Origin of the sequence: Lactiplantibacillus brownii (genome assembly GCF_031085375.1) — a bacterium.
Lineage (GTDB): Bacteria > Bacillota > Bacilli > Lactobacillales > Lactobacillaceae > Lactiplantibacillus > Lactiplantibacillus brownii.
This window is the reverse complement of the sequence record NZ_JAVCWF010000001.1, coordinates 1,073,035-1,085,916: the sequence shown is the minus strand read 5'-3', so window position 1 is coordinate 1,085,916 and position 12,882 is coordinate 1,073,035. Positions and strand designations below refer to the sequence as shown.

Genomic DNA, 12,882 nt, shown 5'->3' with positions numbered 1-12,882 from the left:
ATTTTAGCATGCTTGTAAATATTTACAAAGTATATTGATTTATTGTAAACATTAATAGCCGTAATTAACCGCACTAAAAAAACGCTCACTTTGCACTAATTGTGCCGTGAACGTTTTACATGCCGCTTATCTCACTAATTAAACCTTTTCCAAATCGCAGCCAAAATATATTCGGCCGCATGTCCATCCCCATAAGGATTCTTGGCAGCCGCCATCCGATCATACTCAGCCTGATCATCCAGTAACCGTTCCATCGCAGCTTGCACGTGTGCGGGTTGCGTCCCGACGAGTTCCAACGTTCCGGCCGTGACCCCTTCTGGTCGTTCAGTGGTGTCGCGCAACACTAACACTGGCTTATTTAGCGATGGCGCCTCTTCTTGCACGCCACCCGAATCCGTCATGATGAAGTAGCTACGGGCCGACATATTATGAAAATCCACCACATCCAATGGGTCAATCAAATGAATCCGATCAGTATGGCCTAAGATACGCTTAGCGACCGTTTGTACTGCCGGGCTCAAATGGACCGGATACACCACTTCAACGTCTGGATGGCTCGCAACGACGGCTTTAATCGTTTTAAACACCGCTTCCATAGGGGCACCTTGATTTTCCCGCCGATGCATCGTGAGTAGGATCATCCGATGTCCAGGTTGAATCAAATCCAGTGCCGCATGATGATAATCCGCACTAACCGTTTGTTTTAGGGCGTCGATGGCCGTATTACCGGTAATGGTAATATGAGCATCCGCATGATTTTCCTTCAACAAATTCTCCCGGCTCAACGCGGTCGGCGCAAAGTACAGATCTGCTAAAACATCCGTCAACTGCCGGTTCATTTCTTCCGGATATGGCGAATACTTATTCCAAGTCCGCAAACCAGCCTCGACGTGACCAACGGGAATCTGATGATAAAATGCGCTGACACTCGCCGCAAAAGTGGTCGTCGTATCCCCATGAACGAGTACGATATCCGGCTGTACCTCGGTCATGATTGCATCCAGTTTCGTTAACACGCGACTCGTGATCCCTGCCAAAGTTTGGTTAGGCCGCATAATATTTAAATCGTAATCAGGTTTAATTTTAAAAATGGTCAACACTTGATCAAGCATCTCTCGGTGTTGCGCGGTCACGACCGTAATGGGGACAAACTTATCGGTCTGTTGTTGCAATTGCAACACGATTGGGGCCATTTTAATAGCTTCGGGGCGCGTTCCAAAAATCGTCATCACTTTTAGTTTTTTTGTCATCATCCACACGCTTTCTACAAAAATTTCATACCCCCATAATACCGTTAAACCGCTCAAACTGCGAACTTTTCCGGTAAGTTGATAGCCAAAAAGACCCGCCTTAGCGAGCCTTGCATCGAAACTTTATGACGGATCAATTAACTGTAGGATCTGTACCGCAACGGCATTAGCAACTTTCCAACGACTCTGATTCGTAAAGAGCACGACCCCAACGCGCCCATTATTGGTTCCTTCATAAACCGTGTGGAACGAATTATCGGCACCACCGATTCGAACCCGCTGATTGGCCTGATAATAAATGCCACCAGAATATTGCAAGGCCGCCTGGTCTGACAGTTGCGCGAGCCCCGCTAGACCCACCAAGTGTCCCGCCAGCAAATTATAGATGACCGTATAATAATCGCCGACACTGGCATATAAATTACCACAGCCGAGCTCACTTGAGAGCAGCGGGTCTGAAATGGGATCAGCAACTGAACCGGTCGCCGTATACGTGTAGGACAACGGTGTGACCGCACGAGCAGGAATTTGGTTATACAAATACATATTTCGTAATTTTAACGGCTTGATAATTCCCGTCTGGACATTGTGCCAATAAGATTGCCCCGTAACCTTGCTGATGATTCCTGCCAGAATTGTGAAATTAGCATTCGAATAGTGCCAAACGTGGTCATTAGTTGAGGTCAAATGGTTCAGCGTAAACGCTACGGCTGCTGCTTCATTCGGCAAAATACTGGTTGGCACCGGCTCACCCATTTGGATGCCCGACTTATGATCGAGCAACTCTCGAATCGTAATTTGATTCGCATATGGGACGTTCGGGTAAAATTTAGCCAGCGGCGTGGTCATGCGCAACTTACCGCGATTGATCAACTGCTGGATCAAAGCACCAGTTACCGCTTTTTGAAGTGAGGCCAAGGGATACGCTTCATTATTGGTGTTGGCTTGTTGCTTAGCCACATCCGCTTCACCATAGGATTGAATCTGCACCCCTTTCGGACCACTGTTCGTCACTAACAAGGTCCCCATGAGGTGATTCTGATTAATGAGCGCGTTGATCTTAGCCATCGTCGCGGTGGAAATGGTCGACGTCGGCTTAGCGGGTCGTTTGGTTTTCACTGATTGACTTGCCTGGTGCTTAATCGCGGCTGATTGCTTATTTTTAGTCGGTTTGGCCACTTTTTGACGTTTAGTTTGGACGCGTTTAACCTGTTTTTTAGTGGCCGATTTTTTGTGCTTGGACGGTGTCGTCAAAACCACCGTGCTCGCATTGACCCAGCCACTCACCTGGTGACCTTGTAACTGATAAAATTTTCCTAAATCAGTCCAAGCTACCTGTGTCGTTTTGACATGCGCCTGCCGCAAGTCCTTCGCCGACACGTCGCGATAATCGGTGTGGGTTTGCGTGCCGATGGGGCCATTAGTCGTCAAAGTCAGCGTCGTTTGACCAGGCAATTCGCTCACCTGATCAATCATCGGGGCTTGTTTAAAGATGACTAGCGTTCCATTGGCCCTGACATGCGTCAACTGTATGGTTGACGCTTGCCGAACCCAACCGAGCTGGGCTAATTTCAAATACATCCCGCTTGCCCCTAGCTGCCGTTGTAAAACTTTGAAAACTGCGCTTTTTGAAACTTGACGTTGTTGCGGCCGAGCCAAAGTCCGTGTACTCCGTGGCAATTGATCGTAGACTGCCACTTGATTCGTGGGCTCACGTAATCGCACAAAATCCGTCGTATCCGCCTGAGCGGTCAATGATCCTCCTAGCAATAAAACCAAGCTTCCGACCCCCATTAATAACGGTAACCGTTGCATCAAGATTTCCCCCTCATCTGCCAAACAGCGTCAGTTTTATTGCGATTAAGTCAAAATCACCGCCTTTATTTAACCTGCCGAGCCAATTATCGTGTTTGTAATTCCGTCATGATCTCATTAACTAACTGCTTGGCACGTTGATGATTACCACGATTCATAAATAAGATCACCGTATAATCGCCAGCAGCAGTCCGACTATAAAAATTACTAATATTATTATCAAAACCTGACGCGTGTTGGGCGCCATCAAAGCCGTAATAAAATCCGGCTGCATACGTGTTCGTGCGTGCCGCCGTCAACTGGGTTTGCATCGCGGCTGACAAAAAGACACCCTGATTAAATGCCGCGGCAAACCGGTAATAGTCTGTGACCGTCGTCCCGATATCGCCAGCGCCCAGTTCACTGGATAAGAGTGCCGTGGACATCTTAGTCGCGGGTCCATCCGGTAAATAAGGCGTGACGACGTTATGCTGGTCGAACTGGTCCCAAGTCATCGTCTGGGTCATGCCAGTGGGGCGTAAAATGCGTTGTTGCAAATTTTTGCCATAAGACTGCCCAGTGAGCTGTCGAATCACCCCAGCTAGCAAGGTATAGTTGGCGCTACAATAATGCCAAGTGTGCTGGTCCGTGACCGTCAAATGTTGCAAGGCCCAACGAATCGCAGCCGATTCTGAGAGTTGCTTAGGCGGGGCGACCTCCGGCATGATGATACCGGAAGTGTGATTTAATAATTGCTGAATCGTGATCTGGTTGGCCCCTTTTAAATGTGGATAGAATTGCGCAAGTGTGGTTTGTAGACTCAATTGGTGCCCTTCTATCAACTGACCGATCATGACCCCCGTCATCGCTTTTTGTAATGACGCAATCGGGTAAATCGTTGCCGCAGTATTCGCGCGGTGCGTCTGCCGGTCAGCTAAGCCGTAACTTCGAATACTTGGCCGGGCACGATCCGCCTGCGCCACCAGTAAAGTACCCTGCACGCCTTGATCAGCAACCAGTTGATCAATCCGCTGCCAAGTTTTAGCACTAATGGTCTGGTAGCTCACCCGCTCATACTGAAAGGCTTGCGCCGCAACCCAACCATAATCATGTTGATTATGTTGCAACAGATAATAGCGTCCTAAAGGCGTTTGGATACGTTGAATGACTTGAAAATCGGCCGATGCCAGTCGTTTCGTCGTGGTCGTCCAACTGGTTCGCGCTTGCGCCGTCCCAATCGGTCCCCCTGCCGTCACCGTGACGCGGCGGGGCTTTTCTTTGGTTTGTAAGCGGCCGTTCAAGGTTTGTTTATCCCAGACGGGCAACTTCTTCTTGGCCGGCACAGTCGTCACCACGTGGACGTCGCGACGTGCGACCCAACCCAGTCGCTGTCCACTCAAGCTCGTCAACGGTAAATAACGTGTTTTCAAATAATCAGCGTGGCGTGCGCCTATATAGAGTTGCCCTGCTGGAATCTGGGTCGTTTGATGGTGCACGACTTTGCCACTATTAGGTGACTCGGCCGTTGTGGTGACGGTCGGCGTGGGAATCGTGACGTACACCATGGTAGCCAAGTCATCATGACAGCTTACTGGTCCCCACCACAGCCCCAAAAGGAGGCTGATAATTCCCAACCAGCTGTGTTTGAGACACATCTTATCAACTCCCTCGCTCAAAATAAATCTGATTTAGCTAAAATCGCTTGAATCTCGTAACCAATCCCATTGTCACCTCTGAAATTGCCCTGATTATCGAACAAGACGACGCCAATTTTGCCGCTCGTCGTCCCCATATAATACGTGTTGAAGGAATTATCGCTGCCACCAATCCGGATATTGCCATCACCGAGGTAATAGATCCCCGCCGCATAGTTCAACTGTTGTTGCGCGGACAGTTCATTAAATCCAGCATGACCGACAAGCTTGCCAGTCAATAAAGCATTAATAAATTTATAATAATCGCCAACACTACTGTATAAACTGCCACAGCCAAGCTCACTGGATTGTAAAGCTTTTGAAATCGTCACAGGACGCGAATCCCCGCTCGTGAGCTGATAAGCTTCTGGATCGACCGTATTCACGGGAATCTGGTTATAGGCAAAAGTGTGCCGCATTCCTAACGGCTTCAACACAAACGTCTTTAGATTCGTCAAGTATGACTGGCCGGTTGCTCGGCGTATCATTCCCGCTAGCAAGGTGAAATTGGCATTGGAATACGCGTACGCATGATTATTGGTAGAGGTCAGATGCGTGACTGTGAATTTAATCTGGGCGGCTTCATCCGGTAACACCGTCGTTGGGGCCGGCTCACCCATCCGAATTCCGGAACGATGATCTAACAAATCACGTACGGTAATATTTTGAGCATAGGGAATTTGTGGAAAATACTTGCTCAAAGGCGTGGTCATTCGCAGCTTTCCCTGATTGATCAGGCATTGAACCACCGCACCAGTGAGCGCTTTTTGTAATGACGCCAACGGGTAAACTTCGTTAGCGCTACTCAGCTTCGCACTAGCCACATCCGCGTAACCATACGTCCGAGTGACCACGCCAGCCGGACCATTATTAGTGATCAACAAGGTCCCCATGATATGTCCATTCTTAATTAGCGTGTCGATCTTCGCAATCGCTTGCGCCTTCGTATAATTCCCGGCGTGATGGACCACTTTCGGGGCTTTTTTAGGTGCTGGTTGCGGCTTTTTAACAACAATCGACGCACGATTCGTATCACGGTGGATCGGTTTCTCAGTGGCAACTTGTTTAAATACCACGCCACTAATTCCCGCTAAAAGTAGGCCACCAACGATTGCCGCAATGATCAATTGTTGTCGTTTCATCCTGATCCCCCCTCAATCGGTATGTCGCTAGAATACGACCCCCACAAAAAAATTGCACGCAAAGCCAAACTTATGTTAAGCCACCGAACGACGTCCCAGGCGAATTGTTGAAACTTGGCAGTTGGACACAGCTCACTTATATAGTTGGTTACCTCCCCGTCTCCGTGGACCAGTTTGTTCGCCGTGGGGGGCAGACCTGCAGCCAAAAATCGGTCTGTAGGGCGCGACAAACAAACTGGTCCACTCCGACGTTAAATTATGGCTTTAATCAAAAGGTAGTGACACTATTAGGACCTAATAAAAAACCAATCACTATTAGAATCACTGATTGACGTAAGATGAAAATGTTTCAGCTGTCTCCCAACCTAACCAGAACAGCTAGTTATCAATGTGGTTATTGCTAGGCATCAGTCGCTTTAGACAGTTGTGTGGCATAATCACTAAAAAGTCACTAAAAGTTAGTCAATTTAACTCGTGCATTTTACGAACAAAACCATTAGAATATGAGTCATAGTTAACGTATACATGGAAGGATGATCATATTGAGCAAAGCAACCGACTATTTACAACAGGTTTACAGCATTATTGAACAACGCGATCCGAACCAATCCGAATTTTTGGAAGCCGTCCATGACTTCTTTAAAACGATGACGCCTGTTTTTGAGGCACATCCTGAATATATCGACGCCAACATTTTGGAACGGTTAACCGAACCAGAACGTGTCATTCAATTCCGAGTACCTTGGTTAGATGACGCTGGTCACGCACGGATCAATCGCGGGTTCCGGGTTCAATTCAACTCTGCCATCGGCCCTTATAAAGGCGGATTGCGGCTCCACCCTTCCGTGAACCTGAGTATCGTAAAATTTTTAGGTTTCGAACAGATCTTCAAAAATGCCCTCACTGGTTTACCAATTGGTGGTGGCAAAGGTGGGTCTGATTTCGATCCCAAGGGTAAATCCGACAATGAAATCATGCGTTTTTGTCAAAGTTTCATGACCGAGCTCAGCAAATATATTGGCCTTGATACCGACGTTCCTGCTGGTGATATTGGCGTCGGTGGTCGCGAAATCGGCTACTTATACGGCCAATACAAGCGGTTGCGTGGCGCAGATCGTGGTGTCTTGACTGGTAAAGGCCTTTCTTATGGCGGCTCACTAGCTCGAACCGAAGCTACTGGTTACGGTTTGGCTTACTACACGGCTGAAATGTTGCAAACCAATCACCTAACTTTTGCTGGTCAAAGGGTCGCTATTTCTGGCGCGGGTAATGTTGCCATCTATGCGATTCAAAAAGTCACTGAACTTGGTGGCAAAGTGATTACTTGCTCCGATTCCAATGGCTACGTGATTGATGAAAATGGGATCGACTTTGAAACCGTTAAACAGATCAAAGAAGTGGAACGTGGACGTATTAAAGATTACGCTGACCGCATTGACAGCGCATCATATCACACCGGTTCCGTCTGGACAGCCAAATTAAACTACGATATCGTGCTCCCTTGTGCCACGCAAAACGAAATTGACGCTGATAAAGCACAAATCGTGATTGCTAACGGCGCTAAAGCTGTTGCTGAAGGTGCTAATATGCCAAGTTCACCTGAAGCTATCGCTGCCTATCAAGCCGCTCACCTGCTATACGGACCTGCTAAAGCTGCCAATGCTGGTGGTGTTGCAGTCTCAGCGTTAGAAATGAGTCAAAATAGCATGCGTTTAAGCTGGACTTTCGAGGAAGTTGACGCCCGTTTGAAAAAGATCATGCAAACGATTTTTGCACAATCGGTTGCCGCAGCTGACGAGTATCATGTCAGTGGTGACTACTTGAGCGGTGCCAATATTGCCGGCTTTACTAAAGTTGCCGATGCGATGTTAGCACAAGGTCTCGTTTAAAAAAAGGGCTCTTTGTCAAATGGTGTTGAAGGATAGTTTCTATCCTTTGGAGATCTCCTCGTGTGGGAGATCTTTTTTGTTTTTTTATTAGTTGCGGCGTTTAATCTGGTGTGTCGTCTGAATATCGTACTTGAAGGCATAACAAATAAGCCTACCATCGTGACGTTATTGTGGTAGATAATCTAGGCAATCAGCTGGTAGACGCGTGTGAACATATTGGCCTGATTGGAGAAGCCATAACAAGCACGTTTGAGCTCCTTGATCTTACGGTTGATGCCTTCTATCGGTCCGTTAGAGTAGGACGATTTGGCGGCATTAATTACTCCATTAAGATTCTTTCGTAGGGTATGCATGGCCGTATCTAGGGGCGTGCCGTTAGGCTGATAGTTAGTGATGATATTCTTGAGTTCATCAGCGTGACGCCCCATCAAAGCATCGTGGAGATCGATGTAGGTTTCATAAGCTGTTTTGAAGGCCGGAAACGTATCGGTTCCAATATCAATAGCGTTCTGTTCGGTCGAGTACTCATTCAGGCCGAAGAGGTAGCGGCTCTTTTGTGCGTCAGGGGTGGCCTTGTGGAATAGGCGCCATAGTGATTTCAGTACTTTATATTCCCGCGAATGCTTGTCGAGTTGCTTTAAACATTGAGTGCGAATGGTATCCATCGTCCGGCCCATTAATTGAATAATGTGGAACCGATCAATAATGAGTTCGGCGTTAGGGAATAGTTCGTGCACGAATGCCTGATAGGAGGCGTTCATGTCCATGATGACGCGTTGAACCGCGGCCCGTTCTACGGTGCTGTACTGACTAAGAAAGAACTGTTTGATGGTTCTATTAAGGCGGTCGCTAAGTACTTTAACTGATTTGTGAGTGTCGGCGTCAATGCAAATAAACGACATGGAGCCGTGCGTGGAACGGAATTCATCAAAGCATAGATTAATCGGTAACCGGCGGCTCGCGTGTGGATGAATATTAGCCGTCAAAATACGCTGAACTGAGTTTGTCGAAATACCGGTGAGACTGGCGATAGTCTTAGCCGGGAGTGATTTACTGGCTAGCTTCAGCACATGAGTCGCTAGTCCGTGACCGATGGCGTGGTTGGTTGATACCACTGGAGTGGTGGCCGTACAAGTGCTATGGCAGTTACTACAACGCCAGCGTTGCTTGTTTAGCTCTAGAATTACGGGCCGGTCCATGGGTCCTGAAATGTGGACATGAGTGAGCTTGTGTCCGTTAGGGTGCAACGTATTGTATCCACAGCTGGGACAGCGCCTGAGTGTGTAGGTAAGCTCTGCCTGGATGACCAAATACTTTTTGCGACCCGAGCCCCGACCATTAAATTCCTCACGAGTACCGAACACCTGAATGTTTGTGTCTGTAATTCCCAGTAATTTAAGTGTATTATCTAGTTGAGACATCTATTCCTACCCCGCTTATCTTGAGTTTAGTCGCTTAAAGCATAGCACTAGGGAGGCTTAGATGCTTTTTTTGTTATCAAAAAGGGCCTAGTACTTTTGGAATGGAAATACTTTCCAACACCAAAAATTCTAGACCCAAAAAAAGCCAAACACTAAAACACCCCTTACAGGCTCAAACCTGTAAGGGGTGTTTTAGTGTTTATTAAGATTAAACTTTAGAATTTGGATAGCCGGTATGCTCACATAATTGTGCATAGGTTTCGTGCAACGTCACTGCCGCGACTTTCCAACCGAGTTTCAATAATGGCAATAATCGTAATGGATCTTCCACCGGAATCTGGTGGCTATGTGCAAACTTAAAAATTGCGGGTAAAACTTCCATATCAGAATTTGCAAAATAATAATTACCTTTATCAGTCACCACAAAGATCGTTGCTCGAAAAGCATGGCGCGGATCTAGTCCTTGCGTCACGTGCCAACGGATCGCGCCGACTTGAATCAACTTCACATCAGCTAAGGCCATCTCACCTAAATTACGTTGTTCAGGCGACCACAAGATCACTTTCGTTGGTGTTAACTCCACCACTGCATACTTTTCACTACGCGTTCCGGATAAGCGCCGCAGCCAGTTCCGTTCCCGGGCTGGTTTCGGATACTCAACGCCTTGAATTTCAAAATGAAATGGCACGATGCACTTCTGAGCTCGATCGATGGCACGGTAATGCCCAGCAATCTGATGATTCGTAAAAACTGATGCCATTGGTTTAAACATGTCGGTCACTCCCCTCACCATTAAGTATACGCTTTCACAATGCCGTTTTCAGCTATTTGAACGCAAGGGTTATTGAACTTGTCGTATCAATGCCCCCTGTTTGAAGCAAAAAAATAGTGTCCAAATCACGTCAAAGCCGTGATTCAGGCACTACTTACTTGATCGTCGTTATGGTTGCCAATTCTATGTGCGCAGTTGCAGATTGAAAAAGTATGTGTGTTGACGGCTCAACTTCACTCAAACCGCCACCCCCATCTTTGACAAGGACTATTAAGCGCGACGAACCAATGCGATAATGGCAAAATCCTCCAAAAAACCTTTTGACACTTCCAACTGATCGCCGAGGTTAGTTCACAGTTCATATCTAGGCTCGAACACATTATAGCATGCTTGTTAGCGGTTACACAATCTAAAGCCTAACTTTTTACAGACAACTAATTAACACTTTTTAACTAAATAACCAGCTTATTTCAGGCATAAGTGTAGTCTTTAGAATGAAAAAAGGCTTACCAAAAAATTTGGTAAACCAATCCTGTTTGACCTTATTCAGCGTCAGTTGAGTTTGCTTGTTGATTATCAAAGTCAGCTGGCATGATGGCAAAGTTGCTGGCTTCGGTTGAAAGCAATGCGGCATATGCCCGGGCTTTTGCGGACAATGCTGGGATAATCGCATTATTCAAGTTATCTAACATCGCTTGTTCATCGTCTTCAATCTTCTTATCGTTGGATTGACGTTCGATGATCCCAACTAATTCGCCACTTAAACGAACAATGGCAAAAACAGTCGCTGATAAATCGTACATGTCTTCTTTATAAGTTACTTCAAGTTGTGCCTGGACAACATCATCACCAAATGTCTTTTTAACATCATCGTTGGCTGGCGTGTAACTGAATTGGCCCTTGCCAGGTTCGTCTTTACTTTCATCGCGATCATAAATGATTTGGAAATGAAGATCTTGGATGGCTGAGTTTAAAATTTCAATATTCATTGTTAGTAACTCCCTTTTTGTTAATATCTTCACCTTAAAGGAAACCCTGCCAAAATACAATCATATTCCGACAGTTTTCGTTAATTCTTCATTAACACTGTGTAAAAGTTTGGTAAATAATCAGCCAACCACAATTGACCTTCTAGACTTAAACCGGTAACCTTAAGACATCATTGAGGGGGAATTATGGGATGAAATTACCACGACTCGGCTTGCTGGCGTTAACTTTGGGGATCACCGCCAGCCTTGCCTGTACACCCACACTAACGGCTAACGCGGCCCGCCGCGCCACACCACGGACTGTCTTACGCTTGCGATTGAAATTCAGGCGTCCCGTGCGCGCACATAAAACAAAAGTCATTAAGCACCATCGATCTAGCCGCCATACTCGCCGGTAACTCACTGTCGAACCTAGAATCAGCAAAAATGAGTCTGGAATTTTGAAGTGCCCTACAATTGTTAGACAGATGAGTCTAACGATTGTGGGGTTTTTATTATGACTAAATATAGCAGTAAATTTAAAGCTAAGGTGGTTCATGAATATTTGGATGGGGGGATTGGATTAAATGAATTACAACAAAAGTATCAGATTGCCCGGCATAGTACTGTTTCTTCATGGGTAAAACGTGCTCAAGTTCATGGTATGAGTTCACTAAAAGTAAGTCATCATCGTAACAAGTATTCACAGGATTATAAGATAAGCGTGGTAGACTATATTCAAACTCACGAGATCAGTCGTAACCAAGCCGCAATTCACTTTGGAATTTCCAGTAGCCAGGCTAATAGTTGGATGAAAATTTACCAGGAACAAGGTGTGGCTGGATTGCGTCCTAAACCTCGTGGAAGAAGGTCAACCATGAGTAAACATAAGAATCAAAACCGCTCCCCAAAACGATTAACCGCAACTAAAGAGGAAAAATACAAACAACAAATCACTGAATTAAAGCGGCAACTGCACAACGCTGAATTGGATCGTGACATTTTAAAAACACTAGCGACCATAACCAGGAAACAACCAAAGTAAAAGCTAATATTGTCTCTAAGTTACGGTCGCGATATCCGTTGAAGGAACTACTACGCAAGCTTAAATTGCCTAGAGCGACTTATTATGACCGTTTAAAGCGTAACCACAAACCTGATAAATACGCTAAGGTCAAACATTTTATTCGACAGGAATATGTTAATTCTGGAGCCAGCTATGGTTATCGACGTATGCATAAAGAGGCCATCGATGCTGGATTCACGTATTCCGAAGAAACAATTCGAAAAATCATGACCGATATGGATCTTAAAGTGACCTTATTCTCCAAACATACTGGCAAATATAGCTCCTATAAGGGGACCGTTGGTAAGATTGCGCCGAACTTGCTCAAACAAAAGTTCAACGCCACCAAGCCTTTAACTGTCTTGCACACTGATGTAACCCAAGTGGCACTATATAATGGTAAATGGAGCTATATCTCAGTCATTATTGACGAAGCCAGTAAGGAAGTGCTCTCAGCAGTGACAAGTTATTCACCTAATAAGAAGCTAATCAAAGCGACCTTAAGGACAGCCCAAAAGCATATTCCAAATGATCTTCACCCAATCCTCCATTCCGACCAAGGATGGCAATATCAAATTCCTGGTTATCAATCAAAGCTCAAAGAAATGGGCATTATTCAAAGCATGTCCCGAAAAGGGAATTGTCATGATAACGCACCCGTAGAGAGTTTCTTTAGTCTACTTAAGCGGGAGTGTTTGAACCAATACAAGATCAAGAATATTACCGAATTACGCGGTATCCTAAACGCTTATATTGAATGGTTTAATCATGATCGAATTTCAATGAAGACAAAAGGCTTAAGCCCTATAAGTTACAGGACTCAAGCCTTAGCAGCATAAATTAAATTACCATTTGTCTAACTTTTCTATTGCACTTCAATTTTCCC

10 protein-coding genes are annotated in these 12,882 nt (G+C 45.9%); 3 read left to right on the top strand and 7 right to left on the bottom strand.

Annotated elements, in window-relative coordinates; genetic code table 11:
- Positions 1 to 134: 134 nt before the first annotated feature.
- The 4 genes from wecB to RA086_RS04730 all read right to left on the bottom strand — a co-directional run bounded on the left by wecB (position 135) and on the right by RA086_RS04730 (position 5,880).
- A complete protein-coding gene (gene wecB / locus RA086_RS04745) occupies positions 135 to 1,250 on the bottom strand; it encodes a non-hydrolyzing UDP-N-acetylglucosamine 2-epimerase (RefSeq protein WP_308704414.1) in 1,116 nt (371 codons plus the stop codon).
- Between the two features lie 123 nt (positions 1,251 to 1,373).
- Complete coding sequence (locus tag RA086_RS04740) at positions 1,374 to 3,065, bottom strand: serine hydrolase domain-containing protein (RefSeq protein WP_308702734.1); 1,692 nt, start codon at positions 3,063 to 3,065, stop codon at positions 1,374 to 1,376.
- A gap of 86 nt (positions 3,066 to 3,151) precedes the next feature.
- Positions 3,152 to 4,699: a serine hydrolase domain-containing protein gene (locus RA086_RS04735; protein WP_308702733.1), complete on the bottom strand. Its 1,548-nt coding sequence runs from the start codon at positions 4,697 to 4,699 to the stop codon at positions 3,152 to 3,154.
- Positions 4,700 to 4,716: 17 nt separating this feature from the next.
- Positions 4,717 to 5,880: a serine hydrolase domain-containing protein gene (locus tag RA086_RS04730; protein ID WP_308702732.1), complete on the bottom strand. Its 1,164-nt coding sequence runs from the start codon at positions 5,878 to 5,880 to the stop codon at positions 4,717 to 4,719.
- 533 nt (positions 5,881 to 6,413) lie between these two features.
- Here RA086_RS04730 and gdhA point away from each other — a divergent pair.
- Complete coding sequence (gene gdhA / locus RA086_RS04725; RefSeq protein WP_308702731.1) at positions 6,414 to 7,769, top strand: NADP-specific glutamate dehydrogenase; 1,356 nt, start codon at positions 6,414 to 6,416, stop codon at positions 7,767 to 7,769.
- Between the two features lie 182 nt (positions 7,770 to 7,951).
- Here the strand turns inward: gdhA and RA086_RS04720 are convergent, their stop codons facing one another.
- From RA086_RS04720 to RA086_RS04710, 3 genes are all read right to left on the bottom strand, one after another.
- On the bottom strand, positions 7,952 to 9,190 hold the full coding sequence (locus tag RA086_RS04720) for an ISL3-like element IS1165 family transposase (protein ID WP_308702118.1): 1,239 nt from the start codon (positions 9,188 to 9,190) through the stop codon (positions 7,952 to 7,954).
- Positions 9,191 to 9,398: 208 nt separating this feature from the next.
- Positions 9,399 to 9,962, bottom strand: coding sequence for a hypothetical protein (locus tag RA086_RS04715; protein ID WP_308702730.1), 564 nt, complete (start codon positions 9,960 to 9,962; stop codon positions 9,399 to 9,401).
- Positions 9,963 to 10,504: 542 nt separating this feature from the next.
- Positions 10,505 to 10,951, bottom strand: a complete 447-nt coding sequence (locus RA086_RS04710; protein ID WP_308702729.1) for a hypothetical protein — start codon at positions 10,949 to 10,951, stop codon at positions 10,505 to 10,507.
- A gap of 496 nt (positions 10,952 to 11,447) precedes the next feature.
- Between RA086_RS04710 and RA086_RS04705 the strand changes: the two genes are divergently transcribed.
- Together RA086_RS04705 and RA086_RS04700 are read left to right on the top strand one after the other, a co-directional pair.
- A complete protein-coding gene (locus tag RA086_RS04705) occupies positions 11,448 to 11,975 on the top strand; it encodes a helix-turn-helix domain-containing protein (RefSeq protein WP_308702430.1) in 528 nt (175 codons plus the stop codon).
- Positions 11,976 to 12,013: 38 nt separating this feature from the next.
- Entirely contained in the window at positions 12,014 to 12,835 is an 822-nt protein-coding gene (locus RA086_RS04700) for an IS3 family transposase (protein WP_308702431.1), read from the top strand.
- The last annotated feature ends 47 nt before the right edge of the window (positions 12,836 to 12,882 follow it).

Excerpts from the sequence above, each read along its gene's own strand:
- RA086_RS04720 (WP_308702118.1), bottom strand. The coding sequence starts at position 9,190 with ATGTCTCAACTAGATAATACACTTAAATTACTGGGAATTACAGACACA.
- RA086_RS04710 (WP_308702729.1), bottom strand. The coding sequence starts at position 10,951 with ATGAATATTGAAATTTTAAACTCAGCCATCCAAGATCTTCATTTCCAA.
- gdhA (WP_308702731.1), top strand. The coding sequence starts at position 6,414 with ATGATCATATTGAGCAAAGCAACCGACTATTTACAACAGGTTTACAGC.
- RA086_RS04740 (WP_308702734.1), bottom strand. The coding sequence starts at position 3,065 with ATGCAACGGTTACCGTTATTAATGGGGGTCGGAAGCTTGGTTTTATTG.
- RA086_RS04705 (WP_308702430.1), top strand. The coding sequence starts at position 11,448 with ATGACTAAATATAGCAGTAAATTTAAAGCTAAGGTGGTTCATGAATAT.
- RA086_RS04715 (WP_308702730.1), bottom strand. The coding sequence starts at position 9,962 with ATGTTTAAACCAATGGCATCAGTTTTTACGAATCATCAGATTGCTGGG.
- RA086_RS04735 (WP_308702733.1), bottom strand. The coding sequence starts at position 4,699 with ATGTGTCTCAAACACAGCTGGTTGGGAATTATCAGCCTCCTTTTGGGG.
- wecB (WP_308704414.1), bottom strand. The coding sequence starts at position 1,250 with ATGACAAAAAAACTAAAAGTGATGACGATTTTTGGAACGCGCCCCGAA.
- RA086_RS04730 (WP_308702732.1), bottom strand. The coding sequence starts at position 5,880 with ATGAAACGACAACAATTGATCATTGCGGCAATCGTTGGTGGCCTACTT.